This is a genomic window from Alistipes sp. 56_sp_Nov_56_25 (genome assembly GCF_001915285.1).
In the GTDB taxonomy this organism is placed as follows: domain Bacteria; phylum Bacteroidota; class Bacteroidia; order Bacteroidales; family Rikenellaceae; genus Alistipes; species Alistipes shahii.
The window spans coordinates 33,671-57,243 of record NZ_MNQF01000005.1 but is presented as its reverse complement, the minus strand read 5'-3'; the positions used below and the strand labels follow the sequence as shown (position 1 = coordinate 57,243).

19 protein-coding genes are annotated in these 23,573 nt (G+C 60.7%); 5 read left to right on the top strand and 14 right to left on the bottom strand.

Annotation, left to right across the window (positions count from 1 at the left end; all coding sequences use genetic code 11):
• From rodA to BHV64_RS03510, 5 genes are all read right to left on the bottom strand, one after another.
• Complete coding sequence (rodA, locus tag BHV64_RS03530) at nucleotides 1–1,443, bottom strand: rod shape-determining protein RodA (protein ID WP_015547281.1); 1,443 nt, start codon at nucleotides 1,441–1,443, stop codon at nucleotides 1–3.
• The gene (locus BHV64_RS03525) at nucleotides 1,433–3,259 is read right to left on the bottom strand and encodes a peptidoglycan D,D-transpeptidase FtsI family protein (RefSeq protein WP_217727656.1); all 1,827 of its coding nucleotides are present in this window, start codon (nucleotides 3,257–3,259) and stop codon (nucleotides 1,433–1,435) included. The genes rodA and BHV64_RS03525 overlap by 11 nt, the downstream gene beginning before the upstream one ends.
• A complete protein-coding gene (locus BHV64_RS03520) occupies nucleotides 3,256–3,774 on the bottom strand; it encodes a rod shape-determining protein MreD (RefSeq protein WP_147620984.1) in 519 nt (172 codons plus the stop codon). Before BHV64_RS03520 ends, BHV64_RS03525 begins: the two co-directional genes overlap by 4 nt.
• Nucleotides 3,775–4,629, bottom strand: a complete 855-nt coding sequence (mreC, locus tag BHV64_RS03515; protein WP_044054443.1) for a rod shape-determining protein MreC — start codon at nucleotides 4,627–4,629, stop codon at nucleotides 3,775–3,777. It lies immediately after the preceding gene.
• A gap of 182 nt (nucleotides 4,630–4,811) precedes the next feature.
• On the bottom strand, nucleotides 4,812–5,831 hold the full coding sequence (locus BHV64_RS03510) for a rod shape-determining protein (protein ID WP_010266755.1): 1,020 nt from the start codon (nucleotides 5,829–5,831) through the stop codon (nucleotides 4,812–4,814).
• Nucleotides 5,832–6,016: 185 nt separating this feature from the next.
• Here BHV64_RS03510 and BHV64_RS03505 point away from each other — a divergent pair, with 185 nt between their 5' ends.
• Both BHV64_RS03505 and BHV64_RS03500 read left to right on the top strand, forming a co-directional pair.
• Nucleotides 6,017–7,024 carry an NAD(P)H-dependent glycerol-3-phosphate dehydrogenase gene (locus BHV64_RS03505; RefSeq protein WP_195285808.1) on the top strand — a complete coding sequence of 336 codons (1,008 nt, stop codon included), beginning with the start codon at nucleotides 6,017–6,019 and terminating at the stop codon, nucleotides 7,022–7,024.
• An 11-nt stretch (nucleotides 7,025–7,035) separates the two neighbouring features.
• Nucleotides 7,036–8,367, top strand: coding sequence for a glucose-6-phosphate isomerase (locus BHV64_RS03500; RefSeq protein ID WP_217727657.1), 1,332 nt, complete (start codon nucleotides 7,036–7,038; stop codon nucleotides 8,365–8,367).
• A gap of 134 nt (nucleotides 8,368–8,501) precedes the next feature.
• On the opposite strand, the gene BHV64_RS03495 is transcribed toward BHV64_RS03500, so the two are convergent.
• From BHV64_RS03495 to BHV64_RS03485, 3 genes are all read right to left on the bottom strand, one after another.
• Nucleotides 8,502–9,335, bottom strand: coding sequence for a WG repeat-containing protein (locus BHV64_RS03495; RefSeq protein ID WP_217727658.1), 834 nt, complete (start codon nucleotides 9,333–9,335; stop codon nucleotides 8,502–8,504).
• 166 nt (nucleotides 9,336–9,501) lie between these two features.
• Nucleotides 9,502–10,839: an NADP-specific glutamate dehydrogenase gene (gdhA, locus tag BHV64_RS03490; RefSeq protein WP_217727659.1), complete on the bottom strand. Its 1,338-nt coding sequence runs from the start codon at nucleotides 10,837–10,839 to the stop codon at nucleotides 9,502–9,504.
• A gap of 112 nt (nucleotides 10,840–10,951) precedes the next feature.
• A complete protein-coding gene (locus tag BHV64_RS03485; protein WP_149887618.1) occupies nucleotides 10,952–13,933 on the bottom strand; it encodes a PEP/pyruvate-binding domain-containing protein in 2,982 nt (993 codons plus the stop codon).
• Between the two features lie 88 nt (nucleotides 13,934–14,021).
• On the opposite strand from BHV64_RS03485, the gene BHV64_RS03480 reads away from it, so the two are divergent.
• From BHV64_RS03480 to BHV64_RS03470, 3 genes are all read left to right on the top strand, one after another.
• Entirely contained in the window at nucleotides 14,022–15,230 is a 1,209-nt protein-coding gene (locus tag BHV64_RS03480; protein ID WP_015547274.1) for a hypothetical protein, read from the top strand.
• Nucleotides 15,231–15,316: 86 nt separating this feature from the next.
• On the top strand, nucleotides 15,317–16,417 hold the full coding sequence (gene gcvT / locus BHV64_RS03475; RefSeq protein WP_015547273.1) for a glycine cleavage system aminomethyltransferase GcvT: 1,101 nt from the start codon (nucleotides 15,317–15,319) through the stop codon (nucleotides 16,415–16,417).
• A 25-nt stretch (nucleotides 16,418–16,442) separates the two neighbouring features.
• Nucleotides 16,443–17,411, top strand: coding sequence for a dihydroorotate dehydrogenase-like protein (locus BHV64_RS03470; protein WP_217727660.1), 969 nt, complete (start codon nucleotides 16,443–16,445; stop codon nucleotides 17,409–17,411).
• A 173-nt stretch (nucleotides 17,412–17,584) separates the two neighbouring features.
• Here BHV64_RS03470 and BHV64_RS03465 read toward each other — a convergent pair whose 3' ends face one another.
• The 6 genes from BHV64_RS03465 to ftsY form a co-directional block, all read right to left on the bottom strand.
• A complete protein-coding gene (locus BHV64_RS03465) occupies nucleotides 17,585–18,208 on the bottom strand; it encodes an HD domain-containing protein (protein WP_015547272.1) in 624 nt (207 codons plus the stop codon).
• A 162-nt stretch (nucleotides 18,209–18,370) separates the two neighbouring features.
• Nucleotides 18,371–19,918 carry a ribonuclease Y gene (gene rny, locus BHV64_RS03460; protein WP_217727661.1) on the bottom strand — a complete coding sequence of 516 codons (1,548 nt, stop codon included), beginning with the start codon at nucleotides 19,916–19,918 and terminating at the stop codon, nucleotides 18,371–18,373.
• A 365-nt stretch (nucleotides 19,919–20,283) separates the two neighbouring features.
• Entirely contained in the window at nucleotides 20,284–20,583 is a 300-nt protein-coding gene (locus BHV64_RS03455; protein ID WP_015547271.1) for a cell division protein ZapA, read from the bottom strand.
• Between the two features lie 64 nt (nucleotides 20,584–20,647).
• A complete protein-coding gene (locus tag BHV64_RS03450) occupies nucleotides 20,648–20,968 on the bottom strand; it encodes a hypothetical protein (RefSeq protein ID WP_015547270.1) in 321 nt (106 codons plus the stop codon).
• A gap of 64 nt (nucleotides 20,969–21,032) precedes the next feature.
• Nucleotides 21,033–22,331 (bottom strand): 30S ribosomal protein S12 methylthiotransferase RimO, encoded by a 1,299-nt coding sequence (gene rimO, locus BHV64_RS03445; protein WP_015547269.1) that lies wholly within the window; start codon nucleotides 22,329–22,331, stop codon nucleotides 21,033–21,035.
• Nucleotides 22,318–23,316 (bottom strand): signal recognition particle-docking protein FtsY, encoded by a 999-nt coding sequence (ftsY, locus tag BHV64_RS03440; protein ID WP_288115560.1) that lies wholly within the window; start codon nucleotides 23,314–23,316, stop codon nucleotides 22,318–22,320. Before ftsY ends, rimO begins: the two co-directional genes overlap by 14 nt.
• Nucleotides 23,317–23,573 lie beyond the last annotated feature (257 nt).

The following is a 23,573-nucleotide window of genomic DNA, read 5'->3' as shown; positions in this document are numbered from 1 at the left end:
TTATAGTTTGTGTACGGAAAATTGTCGTGTCGAGGCGTCGAGCCGCACGGCGATGAACAGCAGGATCGTGAAGGCGATGAGCGACGAGCCTCCGTAGCTCATAAACGGCAGCGGAATGCCCATCACGGGCATCAGGCCGATGGTCATGCCCACGTTGACCAGCACGTGGAACAGCAGGATCGCCGCCACGCAGTAGCAGTAGATGCGTCCGAACGGCTCCTGCTGCCGTTCGCCCATGCGCATCAGCCGCAGGATCAGCAGGCACAGCAGCGTCAGCACCACGACCGAGCCGAGGAATCCCCACTCCTCGCCCACGGTGCAGAAGATGAAGTCGGTGTGCTTTTCGGGGACGAACCCGTATTTGATCTGGGTCCCTTCGAGGAAGCCCTTGCCCCAGAAGTTGCCCGAGCCGATGGCGATTTTCGCCTGGTTGACGTTGTAGTCGGTTCCGAGCGGGTCGCTGATGATGCCCAGGAAACTCAATATACGGTCGCGCTGGTGCTGTTTGAGGATCGAATTGAAGATGTAGTCGGTGGTGGGCAGGAAGACGAGCGAACCGACGAACAGTCCCAGCGTGATGAAGATGTTGGCGAGATTCGAGCGGTAGGCGTATACGGCAGCGAAGACCACGGCCGCGAGGGTCGTTGTGAGCAGGCTGTGGTAGAGATCGAGCGTTCCGGGGGCGATCAGCGCCATCACGAGGCACAGCAGGATGGCCGACAGCATCACCGCGGCCAGGAACACGAGGCGCGAACGCCACTGGCCGTTCATCATCGCCTCGGAGAGCGTGCAGACCAGAATCAGCGCCACGAGCAGCGTCATCGGCGAGAGAAGGAACGAGACGATGAACAGCGCGGCGATCAGCAGCACCGGGATGCAGAGCCATTTGTTCAGCCCTTCGCGGTAGAGCACGAAAAGGAACGACCCCAGCACGATGCCCGATCCGGTGTCGTTCTGCAGGATGATGATGAAGAGCGGAATGCAGATCACCACGGCGACCTTCATCAGGTCGCCCGCGCGGTTGATCGAGAAGGAGTATTCGCTCATCACGCGGGCCAGGGCCAGGGCCGTGGCGATCTTGGCGAACTCCACGGGCTGCACGCGCAGCGACCCGAACTCGAACCACGCCTTCGCGCCGTTGACCTCGCGGCCGAAGAGCAGCGCGGCCACGAGCAGCGCGATGCCGCCCAGATAGGCCGGGTAGGCGAACATGTGGTAGAACCGTTCGTCGAGCAGCAGGACGATGATCGCCGTGACCCACGCCATGCCGATCCACATCAGCTGCTTCATGTAGAAGTGCGAGAACGAGAGCAGGTCGGCCGCGCTGTCGTCGTACGACGCCGAAGTGATCGAGATCCATCCCGCCGCGACGATCAGCACGTAGAGCAGGACGGTCCAGCCGTCCACGCCGTAAAAGATGCCGTTATGCCGGTTATTTGTCATAAGCGGGATAATAGATGTTCATGTCCTTGATGTATTGCAGCAGTTCGGGCCTGCGGATCGTGTCCGTCAGGTAGTACTCTTCCAGCAGGCTGGCGATCGGCAGGGCCGCCGAGGCGCCGAATCCGCCGTTTTCGACGTAGACCGAAATGGCGATCTTCGGATTGTCCTTCGGTGCGAACGAGAGAAAGGTCGAGTGGTCGCGGCCGCGCGGGTTTTCGGCCGTTCCGGTCTTGCCGCAGACGTCCAATCCTTCGAGCCGGGCGCGGGTCGAGGTTCCCCCGACGTTCACGCCCCGCCACATGCCCTCGACGATGGGTTCGAAGTGTTTCGGCTCGACCATCGTGTAGTGGCGTTCGTAGAAACGCGCGTCGAGCGAGTCCTGTCCTTCGATCTTCTTCACGATGTGCGGGATGTAGTAGTAGCCGCGGTTGGCCACGATGCACGCCAGATTGGCCAGCTGCAACGGCGTGCAGCCCAGCGCATCCTGCCCGATCGAGAGCGACAGCACCGTGAGCGAGTTCCACGAACCCCGGTACTGGCGGTCGTAGTAGGCGCGGTCGGGCACGTATCCGTTGCCCTCGTCGAGGAAGTCCGAACCCAGCTTGCGCCCGAATCCGAAGCTCTCGACATATTGTTTCCAGACGTCGTAACCCTCCTTCACGCTTCCGTATTTGGGGTTGTCGAGGATGTCGCGGAAGACGTAGCAGAAGTAGGCGTTGCACGAGGTCGCCACCGCGAAGCGCAGGTCCAGCGGCGAGGCGTGGGCGTGGCAGGCCATCTTCAGGCGGCCCGCCTGGTAGCCCATGTGGCAGGAGTGCAGGTCCGAAGGCCGGAGCACCCCTTCCTGAAGGCCGATCAGCCCCTGCACCAGCTTGAAGGTCGACCCCGGGGGATATTTGGCCTTCACCGCACGGTTGAACAGCGGCTTGCGCTTGTTGTAGAGCATCTTCATGTAGTTGTTGCCCCGCTCGCGCCCCACCAGTTCGTCCGGATCGTACGTCGGCGAGGAGACCATCATCAGGATTTCGCCCGTCGAAGGCTCGATGGCCACCGCGGCTCCCACCTTGCCGCGCATCAGCTCCTCGCCCAGCAGTTGCAGGCGGGCGTCGATGGTGCTCACCAGATAGCGTCCCGGTTCGGGAACCGAGTCGTAGCGGCCGTTCATGTAGGAACCCTTGATCGCCCCGTGGGTGTCGATCTCCTGAATCCGGACGCCCTTGCGGCCCCGGAGCTGCGGCTCGTAGGCTGACTCCACGCCGTTCATCCCTACGTAGTCGCCCGTCTTGTATTCGGGGTTGCGCTTCAGGTAGTCGGGGTTCACCTCGCTCACATACCCCAGCAGGTTGCCGCCCACTTCGCGGGGATACCGGCGGACGGTGCGGTAGACGGTGTAGAACCCCCGGAAGTTGCACTCGTCGAAGCGCAGTTTGTCCTCCTTGGAGATGTAGTTCATAATCAGCCGCGGCGCCCGCGGACGCATCCGCGCGTTGGCCAGTTCGCGTTCGAGCCGGGCGCGCGAAAGTCCCAGCACGTCGCACATGCGGGCCGTGTCGAAGCCCTGTTTGCCGATTTCGCTCGATATGACCATCAGGTCGTAGCATTCGCGGCTCTGCACCAGATATTCGCCGTTGCGGTCGAAGACCTCGCCGCGCGGCGGGTACTGCACGACGTGGCGCAGCACGTTGGCGCGCGCCAGATCGTCGTAGCGCGAATCGAAGAGCTGGATGTAGGCCAGCCGTCCGACGATCAGCGCGAAGATCAGCAGGACGATGACTTGCAGGGTGCGCATCCGCATGAAACTCTCGGAGTTTCTCATATGCGCACGGGGATTTTGGCGGTGAAGATGCGGGCGATGATCCAGATGAAGCCCGCCGATACCGCCGTGCTGACGACGATGCGCAGCAGCGTATGGAGCGCGTGGGTCCACGAAAGGGCCTCCAGCGAAAAGAATACGGCGTGATGCACGAGCGTCAGCGCCACGAGGTAGGTGATGAACTTTCGTTCGCCCAGGCGCGCCGACGAGGGGATGCCCCCTTCGCGGACGTTGTCGCGGCCGCAGATCATGCCGGCGAGGGTCGGGCGCAGGAAGGCGATCAGCAGCGTGGCGATCGTGTTGATCCCCGCCGCGCCCATGGCGAAGTCCATCGTGACGCCCAGCGCCAGTCCGGCGCCCAGAACTGCCGCGGGCGGCGTGTCGAGCGGCAGCAGGGCGATGAAGACGATGTATACGAGCGGGTTGAGGTAGATGCTGATGGTCAGGTTGTCGAACAGGAAAACCTGAAGCAGCGCCGCCGCCGCGAAAAGTCCGAGATATGGTAGTGTGCGGTACATTTAGTCGTTCCGGGTGTGTTGTTCGATTTGTTCGCTTTGCTGCAGGTTGCGGATTTCGTAGAAGTCGCGGTTGCCGACCAGCACGACTTCGTTCAGCCGCGACATTTCGGCTGCGAGCCGCACCCGTACCGTGTAGGCCGTGCGGGTCTCGTTGAGCGAGGCGCTCTCGACCCAGCCGATCAGCACGTCGGCGGGAAAATACTGCGAGAATCCGGTCGTCACGACCTCCTGTCCGGGCTTCGGGTCGGCGTATTTCGACAGCTCGCCGAGGATCACCACGTTCTGGTCCAGCCCGTCCCAATAGATCGAGCCGTAATATTCGGCGTCGGCGAGCTTGCCGCTGGCCCGGAACGAGGTGTTCAGCACCGACATCGCCACGGCGTAGCGTTCCGTGCAGTCGACGACGTAGCCGGCCATCGCGCCGTCGGGCGAGAGGACGGCCATCTCTTCGACCACGCCGTCCTGACGTCCGCGGTTGAGCGTGATGAGGTTCTGCGCCCGGTTGACCGTGTTGGCCACGACCGATGCCGTGACGAAGCGGTATTTCGATTCGCCGATGTCCTGCATATAGCTGTCCAGCCGCGCGTTGGTTTCGGCCTCCTCGTACTGGGCGAGCCGCTCTTCGAGCTGTGCGACGCGGCCCAGCAGCAGCCGGTTTTCGTGTCCGAGGCTGAAGTAACGCCTTATGCCCGCGAAAAATCCGTGCACGCCTCCCGCCACCTGGTTCGACCGTGCGAGCAGCCGGGCCTGGGTGTAGTGGGTGGAGTGGGCGTAGTAGCTGATGGCCGCGACCTCCAACGCCACGAACAGCACCACGACGTAGATGCTTCGTATGAACTCGAACAGTTTGCGCAAAGCAGTTCCTTAATTTAAGATTGCGGACCAAGGCCCGCAATCCGTATTTGTCAATTTATCCGATTCTTGTCGGAACGAACCGTATTTCGGGCTTCGCGAAGTCGGCGGTGCAGGGGCATACTCGGGTATGTGACTGCACCGGAGGGCGAACGACGTGCGGAAGACGGCCGTTATCGCAAGAATCACTTCATCAGGAACGAGAACCGGTTGATATTCTTCAGCGCGATTCCCGTTCCGCGGGCGATGGCCCGCAGCGGGTCTTCGGCGATGTGGAACGGAATGCCGGTCTTTTCGTTCAGCCGCCGGTCGAGTCCCTTGATCAGCGCGCCGCCGCCGGCGAGGTAGATGCCGTTCTTCACGATGTCGGCGTACAGCTCGGGCGGCATGGATTCGAGCACCTTCATCAGCGCCGCGTCGATCTTCGTGAGCGACTTTTCCAGCGCGTAGGCGATTTCGCTGTACGAGAGCGACACGGTCTGGGGCAGTGCGGTCAGCATGTTGGGACCCGTCACGACGAAGTCCTCGGGCTCCTGCTCCAGGTCCGAAACGGCGGCGCCGATCGAACATTTGATCGCCTCGGCCGTGCGTTCGCCGATGCGGATGTTGTGCTGCTGGCGGACGTAGCTCTGGATGTCGTTGGTGAAGACGTCGCCCGCGGTGTTGATCGACTCCGAGCAGACGATGCCCCCCAGCGAGATGCAGGCGATCTCCGACGTGCCGCCGCCGATGTCGATGACCATGTTGCCTTCGGGGGCCTCCACGTCGAGACCCGCGCCGAGCGCCGCGGCCATCGGTTCGTAGATCATGTAGACTTCGCGCCCTCCGGCGTGTTCGGCCGAGTCGCGCACGGCGCGTATTTCGACGTTGGTCGACCCGGAGGGAATGCAGATCACCATGCGCAGCGAGGGTGCGAAGAGGCTGCCCGAGGTCTTGACCTTCTTGATCATGCCGCGCAGCATCAGCTCCGTGGCGTTGAAGTCGGCGATCACGCCGTCTTTGAGCGGACGGATGGTTTTGATGTTCGGGTTGGTCTTCTCGTGCATCTGGCGGGCCTGCTGGCCGATGGCCACGAGTTTGCCCGTGTGGACGTCCAGCGCCACGATCGAAGGTTCGTCGACGACGACCTTTCCGTTGTAAATTATCAGCGTGTTGGCCGTTCCGAGGTCGATGGCCAACTCCTGTGTCAATGAAAAAATTCCCATATTCCTACACCCAACTGTTCTGTTTCGTGAAATGCTTTATTCTCAATCCGATACGCACCCGCGACGCCGCTTCGGGCTTCGGCGGATGACATATCCCGACAAAGGTAGCAAAAAGCCCCGGAACTTTTTGTATTTTATTCTGATTTTTTTTAATTACATTTGTGCTGGAAAAACTGAATCTCCGCATGGAATACAAAATCGGAACCGACGCCCGCTGTGCGGTCATCGGCTATGGAAGCTGGGCGACGGCCATCGTCGGACTGCTTGCAGCCAACGGCCGGCGCGTAGGGTGGTATGTCCGCAATCCCGAGGTGCTCGAATCGCTGTGCTCGGACGGCCGCAACCCCCGCTATCTGAACGATCTGGAGTTCGACCGCAACAGCATCGCCCCCTCTTCCGACCTTGACGCCGTGGTGCGCGACGCCGACATCGTGATCCTCGCCACGCCTTCGGCCTACCTCAAGGATTTCCTCGCCCCGCTGACCGTTCCGCTCCGTGACAAATTCGTCGTTTCGGCCATCAAGGGCATCGTCCCGGGCGACTATCAGACCGTCGTGGAGTACATCCACGACCATTACGGGCTGTCGTATAGGCAGATCGGGCTGGTGACCGGGCCTTCGCACGCCGAGGAGGTCTCGCGCGGCAAGCTTTCGTACCTCACGGTCGTCTGCGCCGATCCCGAAAACGCGCGGCGCATCGGCGAACGCTTTGCCGGGGAGAACATTTGCTTCAGCTATTCCGCGGATCTCTATGGCGTCGAATACGCCGCAATTCTCAAGAATATCTACGCCCTTTCGGTCGGCATCGCCGTGGGGCTGGGCTACGGCGACAATTTTCTGGCCGTGCTGATCGCCAATGCGGCGGGCGAGATGACGCGTTTCCTGGAGGAGAGTTATCCCGATGAGCGCAACACGCAGGTCTCGGCCTATCTGGGCGACCTGCTGGTGACCTGCTATTCGACTTACAGCCGCAACCGCCGGCTGGGGCTGCTCATCGGCCACGGCTGTACCGTCAAGAGCGCCCTGAACGAGATGACGATGGTCGCCGAGGGCTATTTCGCGGCCGACTGCATCCGTCACATCAACTTCCGCCACCGGGTCGACATGCCCATCGCCGACATGGTTTACCGGGTGCTCTACGAGGGCGCCTCGGCGCGCAGGTGCATGCAGGAACTGACAACCAAATTAATTTAGTTAGCGATATGATGAAAAATGTGAAATTGGACATTGCCAAGACGGGCATTGAAATTTCCGCCGACATCGAGGCCAAAGCGCAGGCCGCCAATGCCCTGCTGCATTCGGGCAAAGGCGCCGGCAACGATTTTCTGGGTTGGGTGCACCTCCCCTCCTCGATTTCGGAGAACGAGATCGACGCCATCCGGAAGGAGGCTGCGAAACTGCGCTCGAAGGCCGACGTGGTCGTCTGCATCGGCATCGGCGGCTCGTACCTCGGCGCCAAGGCCGTGCTCGAAGCCATGAGCGACCCCTTCAAACTGCTGCACAAGGAGCAGAAGGACCCCACGGTCATTTTCGCCGGACAGAACATTTCGGAGGATTACACCGCCGAACTGCTCGCCGCGCTGAAGGAGCATTCGATCGCCGCCATCGTGATTTCGAAGTCGGGCACGACGACCGAGCCGGCCATCGCGTTCCGCCTCATAAAGGCCGAGATCGAGAAGCGTTACGGCAAGAAGGAGGCTGCGGAGCGTATCGTGGCCATCACCGACAAGGCGCGCGGGGCGTTGAAGACGCTCGCCACGCAGGAGGGATACCCGACGTTCGTCATTCCCGACGATGTGGGCGGACGTTTCTCGGTGCTGACCCCCGTGGGGCTGCTGCCGCTGGCCGTCGCCGGCGTGGACATCGCGGCCCTTGTCCGCGGTGCGCAGGAGATGGAGAAGGCCACGGCCGAAGGCGTTGCTTTCAAGGAGAATCCGGCAGCCGTCTACGCCGCCGTGCGCAACATCCTCTACGACGGAGGCAAGAAGATCGAGATTCTGGGTTCCTACGAACCTAAACTGCAATATATCAACGAGTGGTGGAAACAGCTCTACGGCGAGAGCGAGGGCAAGGAGGGCAAGGGCATCTTCCCGGCGAGCGTCACGCTGACGGCCGACCTGCACTCGATGGGCCAGTATATCCAGGACGGCGAGCGCACCCTGTTCGAGACGATCATTTCGGTGGCCAAACCCGCCGCCGAAGTGCTGATCGAGGCTGACGGGGAGAACCTCGACGGGCTGAACTTCCTGGCCGGGAAGCGCATTTCGGAGGTCAACCGCATGGCCGAGCTGGGCGTTCAGCTGGCCCACGTGGACGGCGGCGTGCCGAATATCCGCATCGAGATTCCCGAAATCTCGGAGAGCGTGATCGGCGGCCTGCTGTACTTCTTCGAGAAGGCCTGCGGCATCAGCGGCTATATGCTGGGCGTGAATCCCTTCGACCAGCCGGGCGTCGAGGCCTACAAGAAGAACATGTTCGCCCTGCTGGACAAACCCGGCTACGAGGAGGCTTCGAAAGCCATCAAGGCCCGTTTGTAAAACGGGTTTCAGGGGCGTGGGCGGCGGCGTTTCCGAGCTGCTCCTGCGCTTCCATCCGGCTGGTTTCTAAAGCCGATACCGAAAAAGCCAATCCCCGCCGGGGATTGGCTTTTTTTATTTATTGGCCGCGGCGTTTATTGACCGCGCACCCGTCTGCCTTTCTCGGTGAAAATCTCTGTTTCGCCCTCTTTCTGCATGTAGAGCAGTTTTTCCCGGAAACCGCCGTTCGGAGCCGCGACGCTCTTTCCGGCTTCTGCCGTGTCGGCCTGCGTGTCGATAACGGTATGCCCTTCTTTGTAATAAACAGCGTCGTAGACGCACGGGACGATCGGTCGGCCGCGGTCGTTCAGCACGCCCCACTTGCCGTCGCGCCGGACGATTGTGAATCCGGGGGTGGCTATGAGCAGGTACGCCAGCTCATAGACGCACGGCACGACGAGGCGGCCTTTCGGATCGATGCAGCCCCATTTCCCGTCGGCGAAGCCCAGGTTCTGCAACCGGGTGTCCGCGAAATCCGTGCGACCGTCGTTCACGAACGCCACCTTGTCCCGGACCGGGAAGATGAACCCGTAGAACGGCGTGACCCGGTTGCCTTTCCGGTCGATCAGGGCCGTTGGGCAATCCGAGAGAATCGGCACTTTGAATTTGTCGACTTCGTTTTTGACCATCGCGACGCTCTTGTCGAACCCGTATTCCCCGAAACTGCCGCACCAGTCGTATTGCAGGGGGACGGCCGTTGCGCCCGAGGGGTCGATGAACCCCCATTTGCCGTTGAGCCGTACGGCGGCCCGGTCGCCGATAAACTGCCGGGCGTCTTCGTAACGGGCATTCCCGAAAACGGCGTGGCCGTATTCGTCGGTGAAATAACACGGGGCGGAACCCCGCGTCCGGTTCATGTAAAGCTGCGGACACTGCGAAGCGGCGCACGATGACAGCGCGAGGCTGATTAATAAGATATATGGACGCATCGGTTTAATATCTGACGTGTTTCTCCGTGTCGTGTTTTTTCTCAAAAATGTACTGTTCCTTCCAATTCAGGGGCGCAGCTTGCATTATATTATTTATAGATGCAGGGGGGGGACAAAAAAGGCGAACTTGAAGAGAGTTCGTCTTTTTTCATGGAAAAAAATCGGCCTATATGACTCCCTGCTCGACCATCGACTTGGCGACTTTCATAAAGCCCGCGATGTTCGCGCCCTTCATGTAGTTGAGGTAGCCGTCCTTCTCGGTGCCGTACTCCACGCAGGCGTGGTGGATCGACGACATGATCTGGTGCAGCTTGGCGTCGACCTCCTCGGCCGTCCAGTTGAGCTTCTGCGAGTTCTGCGTCATTTCGAGACCCGACGTGGCCACGCCGCCGGCGTTCACGGCCTTGCCCGGTCCGTAGGGAATCTTCGCCGCGATGAAGGCGTCGATGGCCTCCGGGCGGCAGCCCATGTTCGAAACCTCGGCCACGACTTTCACGCCGTTGGCCAGCAGCCGTTTGGCGTCCTCGCCGTCCAGCTCGTTCTGCGTGGCGCACGGCATGGCGATGTCCACCTTGACCTCCCACGGTTTCTTGCCCGCGAAGAACTGCGAGCCGGGGAATTTCTTGGCGTAGGGTTCCACCACGTCGTTGTTCGACGCGCGCAGTTCGAGCATGTAGGCGATCTTCTCGGCGTCGAGACCCGCAGGATCGTAGATGTATCCGTCGGGACCCGAGATCGTCACCACCTTGGCGCCCAGTTCCGTGGCCTTCGTCGCCGCGCCCCAGGCCACGTTGCCGAAGCCCGAGATGGCGATGGTCTGGCCCTTGATGTCCATGCCGGCCTTTTCGAGCATCTGACGCAGGAAATAGACGGCTCCGAAGCCCGTCGCCTCGGGACGGATCAGCGAACCGCCGTAGGTCATGCCCTTGCCCGTCAGCACGCCGGTGTTCTCCTGGGCCAGCTTGCGGTACATGCCGTAGAGATAGCCGATTTCGCGTCCGCCGACGCCGATGTCGCCTGCCGGAACGTCGGTCTGCGGACCGATGTGACGCCACAGTTCGGTCATGAAGGCCTGGCAGAAGCGCATCACCTCACGGTCCGACTTGCCTTTGGGGTTGAAATCCGAACCGCCCTTCGCGCCGCCCATCGGAAGGGTCGTCAGCGCGTTCTTGAAGATCTGCTCGAAACCGAGGAACTTCAGGATCGAGGGGTTCACCGAGGGGTGGAAGCGCAGTCCGCCCTTGTAGGGGCCGATGGCGTTGTTGAACTGCACGCGGTAGCCCGTGTTCACCTGCACGTCGCCCTTGTCGTCGACCCATACGACCTTGAACGTGAAGGTTCGGTCGGGTTCCACGATGCGTTCGGCGATGCGGTTTGCCTCGAATTCCGGGTGCTGGTTGTAAGCATCCTCCACGGTCATCAGAACTTCGCGCACGGCTTGCAGGTATTCGCTTTCGCCGGGGTGCTTGCGCTCGAGTTCCGCCATAATTTTGTTAACGTTCATAGCTCTATCGGTTTTTGGTTGGTTTGCATCTCCTGTTCGGATTCTATCTTTTCACAAATATAAAAATATTTCCGACAGATTGTAATCTTTTCGGGGAAATTTATTTAAAATCCTAATCGTTTTTCCCTTCGCGTACCATGCCTTTGTTCGAACGCCCGTCGATGCAGACCCACAGCGGGCTGTCGAAGCGCACCTGCCGCAGGTACGTTCCGTCGTACAGCGCCTGTCGGGCGTCGAGTTCCTTTTCGCGGAAGAGGCCGTCGCCGCGGAAGGGGTTGATCGTCAGGTAACCCACGCCCAGCGAGGTGACGTTCTGGAAGAAGTGCGTGCCCTGCGAAGGCTCCACGTCGAACTTCTCGATGCCGCATTCGACGATCACCCTGGCCTCGGAGATGTGGTTCCACTTGACCGGAACCCCGAGGAACGGGTCCGAGGAGCCCCAGCGGCCGGGTCCCACGAGGATGTACGGCCGCCCCTGGTCGCGCATGCGGTTGTTGAGCGTCAGCAACTCTTCGGCGATCTTCTCGGTCGAGAGCGAGTCGAAGGCCTCGGATTTCACATAGATGATGTCGGCGATGTCGGTCATCTGCCCGATGCCGAGGGCCTGCTCGCCGTAGATCAGCGCGCGGGAGGCGTCGACCTCGTTCCAGTCGATGGACCGGTTGTCCTGGTTGTCGATGATCGGACGGATCTGCAACAGGTTGAAAACCTGCCGCTGTCCGGGCGCCACGTCCATGTTGACGGCGAATTCCACCTCTACGGGACAGCGCATCTCCTCGGCGCCCATCGTGAGGATGTCCGAGATGATTTCGGCCAGCGGGAAGGTGTTGTACTTGAGGATGTTGTTGAACGTGATGACCTTGCGTCCCTGGTCGAACGGGCTGTCGGAGATGCGTTCGTTCTCGCGGTCCCAGACCGAGCAGACGAATTTCGAGTTGCGGAAGCCGCCGATCTGGGTGAGTCCCAGCCGGCGCAGGTTCACCGCGTCGTCGATCGACGTGCGGAACTCCTCGGGCCGCAGGCTCAGGGCGAGCACCTCGTTCTGCGTGTCGCGCAGCGCCAGTTCGGGCGTCGAGGTCTGGAGCACCTTCTGCGGGTAGCGGGGCGAGAAGCGCAGCGTGCGTCCGCCGTCCACGACCAGTTTGCCCAGGCCCATGGCGATGTTGCAGACGCCGTCCTCCGGGCGTTCGTCGCCGATGGGGTAGTAGTTGATCGAGCGGGCCACGCCCGAACAGGTGGGGAAGTACAGCCCGTCCTGCTCCGTGCCGCACACTTCCTGGATGATCACGGCCATCTTCTCCTCCGAGATGAGGTTCTGCGACGACTGGATGTAGGCCCTCGACGCCGCGAAATAGACCGAGGCGTAGACGCTTTTGACCGCCTTGAGCAGCAGGCGCAGCATCTGGTCCTCGTTGTCGACGTAGGGGATCATGTAGGTCGAGTAGATGCCGGCGAAGGGTTGGTAGTGCGAGTCTTCGAGCTTCGACGACGAGCGGATGGCCAGCGGCGTGCGCACGGTGCGGATGTAGCTTTTCAGCGCCTCGCGCAACCGGAACGGGAGTACCGAGCTGACGAATTCCGAGAGGATCTCCTCGTCGGAAAAATCCTGCGAGATGATGTATTTCAGTCCGTTGTGGCGGATGAAGTCGTCGAAGAACTCCGTGGCGATGACCACCGACCGCGGGATCATGATGCGCACGTTTTCGTGCTTGTCGTACTGGCGGTGTTTCATAAGCATCGAGTTCATAAACGCCAAGCCGCGGGCCTTGCCGCCGAGCGAACCCTCGCCGATGCGCGCGAAGGCCACGGCGTCGGAGTAGGTCTCGGTGTCGAAACGCGCCACGACGCCCTGCCCGAGCAGCGTGCGGTAGTCGCGGATGAGTCCTACCAGCACGCGGCGGTGTTCTTCGACCGACGAGAAGTGGCTCTTGTTATACTGGCGGATCGACGACGCCAGCGGGAACAGTCCCCGCGAGTAGAGCCATTTCGAGAGGTGATTCTGCGAGGTGTGGTATTCGAACGCCCGGTCGGGGATCGTGGCGATCATCTGCTGCATCTGCGTCAGGTCCTTCGCGCGGCCGATTTCGGCGCCCGTGTCTGGGTCCTTGAAAACGAAGTCGCCGAAGGCGAACTCTTTGGCGATGTAGTCGTGCAGCTGCGAGAGCAGCGTCTTGGAGTTCTTGGCGATGAATCCCGCACCCAGCTCCGCGGCCTGTTTGCCGAAAGCCACCTGCGACGACTGCAACAGTACGGGCATCAGCGGGTTATCCTCCCGGATGCGGCGGCAGAGGTCGATGCCGGCGTCGAGTTTCTCGCTCTCGGGCGGGTCGTTGCGGCGGAGCACGAACCCCACGTCGGAGATCACGCCCAGCAGGTTTTTCTTGTAACGCTCGTACAGTTCCACGGCCTCCTCGTAGCAGCGCGCCAGCAGGATTTTCGGGCGTGCGCGTTTGCGCAGCACCTGCTGCTGCTCGTTGAAGGCGTCCTTCAGGAATTCGGTGTTTTGCAGCAGCAGCAGTTTGTAGATCTCCGGTAAATAGGTGGAATAGAAGCGGATCGAGTCCTCGACCAGAAGGATGGCCTGCACGCCCCCTTCGCGGATGTCCTCGTCGGCGTTCATCTTGTCCTCGATCAGCTTGATGATGGCGATGATCAGTTCCGTGTTGCCGTGCCACGAGAAGATGTAGTCCAGTCCCGAGCGGTCCTGCTCCTCGATGCGGCGGTAAATATCCTTCGAAAAGGAGGTCAGCAGCGCCACGGGGGTGTTGGGGTGCCGCTCCTTGACGATCTTGGCGAACGAAAAAACGTCGGGTTCGCCGACGTTGTACATCGTGAGGATGAAATCGAACGAATCGTCCCGGTCCAGCGCCTCCAGCGCCTCGGCGGTCGAGCTGACGCGCGTCAGCGACGGCGGGTTCGACATGTTGAGGTCGATGTACTCCTGGTTGATCTGCGACTCGATGTGCCCGTCCTCCTCCAGGATGTACCCGTCGTAGCTGCAACATACGAGCAGGATTTTGTGGATGCGGTATTTCATGAAGCGGTAGGGGACTTTGCTCCCGTCGGGCATGTATTGTTCCAGGCTTTTGTTCATTCGGATGCTAAATTTGTTCTACCAACAAAAATAAGGAAAAAATTGTTACCTTTGAAATCGGAAACGCTGAAAATAACCGCAAGACAAGATGAACAAGGAGAAATATACCCTGCAGGAGGTCACCACTCCCGCCCTGGAGCGCGAGTGGCTGGACTTTCCGAAACGAATCTATAAGGGAAACCGCAACTGGGTCTGCCCGCTGGACGTGGATGTCCTCGAGGTTTTCAACCCGTCGAAAAACGAACTTTTCGCCGACGGCGAGGCCATCCGCTGGGTGGCGCGCGACGCCCGGGGCGAGCTTGTCGGCCGCATCGCGGCGTTCTACAACCGCGAGAAGGCTTCGATCGAGGAGCAGCCCACGGGCGGCTGCGGGTTCTTCGAGTCGATCGACGACCAGCAGGTCGCCGACATGCTGTTCGAAGCCTCGCGCATGTGGCTGGCCAGCCGCGGCATGGAGGCCATGGACGGCCCGATCAACTTCGGACAGCGGCGCGACTGGTGGGGGCTGCTGGTCGAGGGCTACGAATTCCAGCCCCTCTACAAGAATCCCTACAATCCGCCCTATTACAAGGAGTTGTTCGAAAACTATGGTTTTAAGAATTATTTCAATCAGCACAGTTTTATCTGGCGGGTGAACGATTCGGAGGCCAACAAGCAGATTTTCGCCCGCGCCGAGCGTCTCTACACCGTGCCGGGTTACCGGGTCGAGAACATCGACATGAACAATCTGGAGGAGGCCGCCGAGAGTTTTCGCGTCATTTACAACAAGGCGTGGGCCTTGTTCTCGGGCGTCAAGCCGATGACGCAGGAGGAGGCGCTGGAGATGGTCCGGGAGATGAAACCGATCATCGACCCCAACATCATTTTCTTCGCCTATTTCAACGAAGAGCCGATCGGATTTTTCATCACCGTTCCCGACCTGAACCGCCTGATCGGCAAATTCAACGGCAAATTCGGCTTGCGGCAGAAGCTGCGGCTGATGTGGGACCTGAAGGTGCGCAAGTCGTGCGACCGCATTTTCGGCATCATCTTCGGCATCACGCCGGAGTTCCACGGCAAGGGCGTCGAGTCGGCCATCATGGTCAAGTACTGGCAGTTCCTCGAGCGGACGAAGAATCCCTACAAGTCGATGGAGCTGGCGTGGATCGGCGATTTCAACCCCGTGATGAACCGCATGATCGAGACCTACGTCTGTGCTACGCGCCACAAGGTGCACACCACCTACCGCTACCTGTTCGACCGCACGAAGGAGTTCCACCGCTGTCCGCGCCTGGGCGTGAAGCGCCGTTCGGAATGATTTGTTGTGCTGCAAGTCTCTCTTTCCAACGGGAGATTTCGGAGGAATTTTGAATACATGAAGCCTGCATCAAACACTCGTTACATATGAAAACCACCGTATTCACCAAGTACCACATCGCCGCGGGCGCCAAGATGGCCGAATTCGCGGGATACAACATGCCCATCGAATTCACGGGCATCAACGACGAGCACATGGCCGTGCGCAACGGCGCCGGGGTCTTCGACGTGAGCCACATGGGCGAAATCTGGGTCAAGGGTCCCCGGGCGCTCGATTTGCTGCAACGCATCACGACCAACGACGTTTCGAAGCTCTTCGACGGCAAGGTGCAGTACACCTGCATGCCCAACGGCCGCGGGGGCATCGTCGACGACATCCTGGTTTACCGCGTCGACGCCGAAACCTACATGCTCTGCGTCAACGCCGCCAATATCGACAAGGACTGGAAGCATATCTGCGCCGAGGGAAAGGCCTTCGGCATGGAGGCGGGCCACGGCAGGGAGCTTTACAATGCCTCGGACGAGATCTGCCAGCTGGCCGTGCAGGGACCGCTGGCTATGAAGATCGTGCAGAAGATGTGTGCCGAGCCGGTGGAAGGGATGGAGTATTATACCTTTAAGAAGATGCCCGTCGCCGGGTGCGACGCCATCCTTTCGATCACGGGTTACACCGGGTCGGGCGGCTGCGAGATCTACGTCGCCAACGAAGACGGCGACAAACTCTGGAAAGCCCTCTGGGAGGCCGGCGCGGAGTTCGGGCTGAAAAACATCGGTCTCGGCGCGCGCGACACCCTGCGTCTGGAAAAGGGCTTCTGCCTCTACGGCAACGACATCGACGACACTACGTCGCCGCTCGAAGCCGGGTTGGGGTGGATCACGAAATTCGCCGAGGGCAAGGATTTCATCGACCGCGCCGCGATGGAGCGGCTCAAGGCCGAGGGCGTGGGGCGCAAACTGGTGGGGCTGAAAATGGTCGAGCGGGGCATTCCGCGCCACGGCTACGCGATCGCCGCGCCGGACGGGACCGAAATCGGACATGTCACTTCCGGAACCATGTCGCCCTGCCTGAAAGTCGGCGTGGCGTTGGGTTACGTCGAGGCGGCCTATGCCAAGCCGGGCACGGAAATCGCTGTGGTCATCCGCGAGAAACCCGTGAAGGCCGAAGTGGTGAAGATTCCGTTCGTATAAACATAAACCGCAACCGATTTATTCTATGAAAGCGAAATATCTCGGGCTGGACCTTTCCAGTCCCATCGTGGTCAGCAGTTCGCCCTATACGGCCACGGTGTCCAACATCGAACAGTGCGTGCGCAACGGCGCGGGCGCCGTGGTGCTGAAATCAATTTTCGAGGAGCAGATTTACCGTCAGGCCGCCTCGCTCGACCGTATGGAAGGTTACGGCGACGCCGGGGAATACCTCGAACGCTATCTGGGTGAAGCCTATAAGGCGGAGTTGCTGGAGTTGGTTTCCGATGCCGCCAAGACGGGCATTCCCGTCATCGGCAGCATCAACTGCGCCGGCGCGGGCGACGCGTGGATCGAATATGCCGCGGCCATGCAGCAGGCCGGCGCTTCGGCATTGGAGCTGAATATCTTCCTGCTTCCGACAGATCGTCGGGCCTCGGCGCAGGAGATAGAGAGCCACTATGCCGGCATCGTGCGCAAGGTTGTCGCCGAGGTGACGATTCCCGTGTCGGTGAAGCTGCCGATGCGCCTTACGAACGTACTGTCGGTCGGCGACGCGCTGCTGGGCCGCGGGGCCGGCGGACTGGTGCTCTACAACCGCTTTTTCGAGCCGGACATCGACATCGAGAAGATGTGCCTGGTGAACGGCGATCCGTTCAGCGAGCCGGGCGAACTGCGCAACGTCCTGCGCAGCACGGCGTTGTGCGCCCATGCGCTCCCGCAGCTGGACATCGCCGTTTCGACCGGCGTCCACGACGGGGCCGCCGCGGTCAAGTCGCTGCTTTGCGGAGCGGCGGCGGTGCAGGTCTGCACGGCGATCCACAAATACGGCTACGAGGTGATCGGGGAGATGAACCGGTTCATCGACGCGTGGGCCGCCCGCCAGGGTTTCGAGTCGCTCGACGAATTCCGCGGACGCATGGATTACGGCTCCTCGGAGGGCGATTTCTACCAGCGCGTGCAGTACATGAAATATTTCCCGCACGATACCGAGTAGACTCCGCGTCGTTTCGAACGCAAATCCCGGATGCCGGCAAAAGGCGTCCGGGATTTTTTTGCGGGCCGGTCCGGAGGCGGGCTGGTTCGGGAACGGGTCGTTTTGCAGGGCGCTGTGCGGCGCGGTCTCTGCAAAAGGTTTTCTTGCCCGGTGTTGCGCGGGGCGCCCGGGATTTACTCCGCGGTCTCCGTGTCGAACGCCGCGTCGAACATCTTCCGCAGCCGTTGCGGGTCGCGGATCACGCCGCGCAGTTCTTCGAGCCGCCGGGCGTTTTCCGACTCTGCGATCCAGAGCCGCAGGTAACCGCCTTCGGCGTATTTCTGCTGCAAATGTGCGAGACAACGGGCATACTGCTCCTCGCGGTCCAGTTCCGGACAGTGCGCCAGCCCGTACTGCACGGTGCGGCGGATGATCGTTTCGGGGTCGATCACCCGGTCGGCCTCGGCCACGATCCGGCCGTAAATGGTGCGGGGTTCGCCGTCCGACGAGGCGCGGTGGTCCTCCACGGCGTCGCGCATCACCGCGATCTGTTCTTCGGAGAACCAGCGGCGCAGTTCGGTGTCGGCCGCAAGAATGCGTCCGGCGTCGATGTGGTGCCGTTCGCGGCCGTTTGCGAGACCCGTGTCGTGATAGGCGGCGACGGTGTAAACCATGTCGGCGTCCGCGTCGTAATGTGCAGCCAGCTCAAGGCTCTGCGCAATGACCGTCCGGACGTGGTCCGTGCGGTGCGCGGCGTCGAAATCTTCGTATCTGGGAATGATTTCCCGTTCGATATATCGTTCGAGTTCCTTGTTCATGGATGTAAAGGTATGAAAAGTCTCTGAATAACTCTCCTGCCCTGCGGTTTCATTTTCATCCGCAGCGTCGGCGGGACGTGTGTGCATGAAAAGTCCCTCCTTATCAGGGGAGGGACTTGGGATTGCCCGACGCTGCCGGATGGCGTACCCGGGTCGTGACGGTTATTTTGCGTAGGAAACGGCCCGCGTTTCGCGGATGACGGTGATCTTCACCTGACCCGGGTACGTCATTTCGTCCTGGATCTTTTTGGCTATGTCGTGCGAGAGTCCCTCCGACTCCTGGTCCGAGAGTTTGTCGGCGCCGACGATCACGCGCAGTTCGCGGCCGGCCTGAATGGCGTAGGTCTTCATCACGCCGGGATACGAAAGGGCGATGTCCTCCATCTCCTTCAGACGCTTGATGTAGCTCTCCACCACTTCGCGGCGCGCTCCGGGACGTGCGCCCGAAATGGCGTCGCAGACCTGGATGATCGGGGCGATGAGCGAGGTCATCTCCACCTCGTCGTGGTGGGCGCCGATGGCGTTGCAGACCTCGGGCTTCTCCTTGAACTTCTCGGCGAGTTTCATGCCGATGATTGCGTGCGGCAGTTCCGGTTCGTCGTCGGGCACCTTGCCGATGTCGTGCAGCAGGCCTGCCCGGCGGGCGATCTTGGGGTTGAGACCCAGCTCCGAGGCCATGATGCCTGCGAGGTTCGCCGTTTCACGGGCATGCTGCAACAGGTTCTGTCCGTAGGACGAACGGTATTTCATCTTGCCGATCATGCGGATCAGTTCGGGGTGCAGTCCGTGGATTCCCAGGTCGATCGTCGTGCGCTTGCCGACCTCGACGATCTCCTCCTCGATCTGCTTCTGAACCTTGGCGACCACCTCCTCGATGCGTGCGGGGTGGATGCGGCCGTCGGTGACGAGCTGGTGCAGGGCCAGACGCGCGATTTCGCGGCGTACGGGATCGAAGCCCGAGAGGATGATGGCCTCGGGGGTGTCGTCGACGATGATCTCGATGCCCGTCGCGGCCTCCAGAGCGCGGATGTTGCGGCCCTCGCGGCCGATGATGCGGCCCTTGACCTCGTCGCTCTCGATGTTGAACACCGTCACGGCGTTTTCGATGGCCGTCTCGGTCGCCACGCGCTGAATCGACGCCACGATGATGCGTTTGGCCTCTTTCGTGGCGGTCAGTTTGGCCTCTTCGACCGTTTCGTTGATGTAGGCGGCGGCTTCGGTCTTGGCCTCGGCCTTCATGTTCTCGATCAGGATGTTCTTGGCGTCTTCGGAACTCATGCCTGAGATCTGCTCCAGGCGTGCGTTCTGTTCGCGCTGCATCTGGTCGACCTCCTCCTTCTTGTGTTCGAGGATTTGCAGCTGGTTCTGCATCTGCTCTTTCAGACGGTCGTTCTCGCAGAGTTTGTTTTCCAGTTCGCGCTGCTGGTTTTGCAGGTTCTGCTCGATCTGCTTGGCGCGCTGCTCGCTCTGGGCGATTTTCTGGTTGCGCTCGTTGACCTGACGGTCGTATTCGCTCTTGAGCTGTATGAACTTTTCCTTTGCCTGAAGGATGCGCTCCTTCTTGATCATCTCTCCCTCGGCTTCAGCCTCCTTGACGGCGGCTTCGCGGCGCTTGCGGATCGACGTCTTGATCACGAGGTTCGTTACGACCGCGTAGATTGCGACGGCGACCACGGCAGAGATTGAGGCAGCCAAAATGATACTATACATGGGTCTTTGCTTGTTTGTTTTTAGTTATTAATTAGGGTTTTAATTGTAGCCATAAAAAAACCGCATAGGATTCCTTAATCTTGTTTGACGAATCTGCCGATCAGTCATGTGTGGGGGCTCCGACAATCGCAATCTTCCAACGGTACGCCGTAACGTACTCCCCGTGAGGGTGGTAAGGCCTGATTTTGAAACGCCTTGAGTTGCCCCAATTTAGTAAATGTTCAGTTTCGCAAAGCTATAAGGAATCTATGCGGGTAGATTCTTGTATGTAAAAGAACGTTTTTCGAACGGTGCGTGTCGTTCCGGGCGGTTTCCGCCCTTTCCCCCCCCCTCGCGGCCTTCCGTCTGCGGAGGCCTTCGGCCGGTTACTTTTTCGGGTCGTTCAGATACGCATCTATTTCCGTGCCGATTTTTTCGAGCTGTCGGAGGTCTTCGTCGTCCACCTCCCGGCTCTGCCGCATTCCGACGTTCGCGATGGCGAATTTCAGCGCGGTCATCGACAGGTAGTCCTGGTCGTTCCAGTTCTTGATATTCTGTTGTTTTATCAGCGCGAGGTAGCTGTTCACCTCCCGTTCGGCAAGCCGGTACATCTCCTCCTTCCCGCTCTCGATGTTGAACGGATAGCTTTTGCCTGCTATTTTGAGGGTTATTGCCTGTTTTGCCATTTTTTCGTTTCGTTTATTCCGTCGTCCTCTTCTCCGGCCTTCCGGCCGTTTTTCCCGGGGCCGTTTATTCGGCCTCCTGCGTCGTCGGGGCCGCCAGCGGCTGGCCCAGCAGCGCGATGCACTTGTCCACCTCCCGCATAAGACGGTTGACGCGCGCCCGCGCTTTTTCCCGGTTACGGCCTCCGCCCGCAAGCCCTTCGGTCAGCTGCATGCGCGCCAGTTCGGCATCCAGCTCCCGGACGCGCTCTTCGAGCGTGCGTTTCTCGGAGCGGAGCGTGTCGCGCTGTGCGGTCAGTTCCGCACAAAGGTCCGACAGCCTTTTGTGGTCGTCGATCAGCTGCCGCACGCGGGCTTCGATGTTCGTTATCACGCTCTTGTCGGCCATGACTTTCGGGTAAAGTTCCGGTTTACTTTTCAAAGGTACGAAAAAAACGCAAAAAAGCAAAAAATTATTTTGCGGCAATCTCCCCGTAGAGGTCGTAGTCGGCGGCCGAGGTGACCGTCACGTCGTAGAAGTGCCCGCGCAGCAGGCGGCGTTCCGAGGCGGGAATCAGGATCTCCTGGTCCACTTCGGGCGAATCGTACTGCGTGCGGCCGACATACCAGTCGCCCTGACGCGAATCTATGATCACCCGTTCGGTGCGCCCCACGCGGCGGCGGTTGTTTTCGAGCGAAATCTCGTTCTGTAAGGCCATTACGCGCTCCGCGCGTTGCTGCTTGATCGTTTCGGGAATGTCGTCGCGGAGGTTTTCGGCTGACCAGGTTCCCTCCTCCTCCGAGTAGGGGAAGACGCCCAGCCGTTCGAAACGCACCTCGCGCACGAACGCCAGCAGTTCTTCGAAATCGGCCTCCGTCTCGCCCGGATAACCCACCAGCAGCGTCGTGCGCAGCGCCAGGTCGGGGATCGCCCCGCGCAGGCGGCCGATCAGTTCCATGGCCTCGGCCTTAGTGTGGCGGCGGTGCATCGACGCGAGCTGTGCATCGGAAATGTGCTGGAACGGAATGTCGAGGTACTTGCAGATTTTCGGCTCCGAGGCCATCGCCTCGATCACCTCGTCGGGGAACCCGGCGGGGTAGGCGTAGTGGAGCCGGATCCATTCGATGCCGTCGATGCGGCACAGGCGGCGCAGCAGCTCGGCGAGCATCCGCCGGCCGTAGAGGTCGATGCCGTAGTAGGTCGTGTCCTGCGCGATGACCATCAGCTCCCGGACGCCCTGCCCGGCCAGCTTGCGGGCCTCCTCCTCCAGCTCCTCCATCGGGACGGAGACGTGTGCGCCGCGGATGAGCGGAATGGCGCAGTAGCCGCATTTCCAGTTGCAGCCTTCCGAAATTTTCAGGTAGGCGTAGTGTTTCGGGGTCGTCAGACGGCGTTCGGTGGCCAGCGCCGGGTCCTCCGAGGCTCCCAGTGCACGGACGATGCCGTCCCACGTGCGTGCGCCGAAATAGTCGTCCACCTCGGGAATCTCGGCCCGCAGTTCGTCGGCGTAGCGTTCCGAGAGGCATCCCACGACGAACAGCCGTTCGATCTTTCCGGCCTGCTTGGCCGCCGCGGCGCGCAGAATCATGTCTATCGACTCCTGCTTGGCGTCGCCGATGAATCCGCAGGTGTTGATCACCACGACCTTGGCGTCGGTGCGGTCGCTGTCGAAGAGGACCTCGTATCCGGCGGCGGCGAGCCGTGCCATCAGATGCTCGCTGTCGACGGTGTTCTTCGAACAGCCGAGCGTTATGACGTTAATTTTTTTCATGACCGAACAATGCGTTGACGAACTCCTTCCGGTCGAAGATGCGCAGCTGGTCGATGCCTTCGCCGATGCCGATATAGCGCACCGGGATGTGGAACTGGTCGCTGATGCCGATCACCACGCCGCCCTTGGCCGTGCCGTCGAGCTTGGTGATCGTGAGCGAGGTGACCTGCGTGGCCTGCGTGAACTGCTTCGCCTGCTCGAAGGCGTTCTGTCCCGTCGATCCGTCGAGCACGAGCATCACCTCGTGCGGCGCGCCGGGAATCACTTTGCCCATGACGTTGCGGATTTTCGTCAGCTCGTTCATCAGGCCCACCTTGTTGTGCAGGCGTCCGGCGGTGTCGATCAGCACCACGTCGGCTCCGTTGGCCTTGGCCGAGGTGAGCGTGTCGAAAGCCACCGATGCGGGGTCGGAACCCATCTGCTGACGGATCATCGTCGCCCCGGCGCGGTCGGCCCACACCTGCAACTGGTCGATGGCCGCCGCGCGGAACGTGTCCGCCGCGCCGATCCAGACCTTCCGGCCCGCCTTGCCGAGCTGCGCAGCCAGTTTGCCGATGGTCGTGGTCTTGCCGGCGCCGTTGACGCCCACGACCATCACCACGTAGGGCTGACCTTCGGTGGCGTCGAACCCGAAATTCTCCGACGAGCCGTGCGCATCCTCCATCAGCGTCGCGATCTCCCCGCGCAGGATAGATTGCAGCTCCGAGGCGTTCATGTACTTGTCCCGGGCCACGCGCTCCTCGATGCGGCGGATGATCTTCACGGTCGTCTCCACGCCCACGTCCGACGAGATGAGCACCTCTTCGAGGTCGTCGAGTACCCCGGCGTCGATCGTCGACCGGCCCGCCACGGCGCGCGCCAGTTTCGAGAAAAGCCCTGTTTTGGTTTTTTCCAGCCCGGCGGAGAGCTCCTCCTGCTGTTTCTGCGCCTGCTCCCCGGTGGGCGGCGTATCCTGTTTCTTTTTGAAAATATCGAAAAATGCCATGTCGTAAGGATTAATCCTTTGCAAAGATACGAAAAATGCAGGACGGTTCCAAAACCGGATTGCGGGCAATCTGACAAAACGTTCCGACCTCCTGAAAGTGCCGTTACGGCACCAAAGATACGAAAAATGCAGGATGGTTTCAAAACCGGATCGCGGGCAATCTGGCAAAACGTTCCGACCTCCTGAAAGCGCCGTTGCGGCGCCGAAGATACGAACAAGTCGGATGGGGCCAAAACCGAACCGCCTCCGGCGCGAAA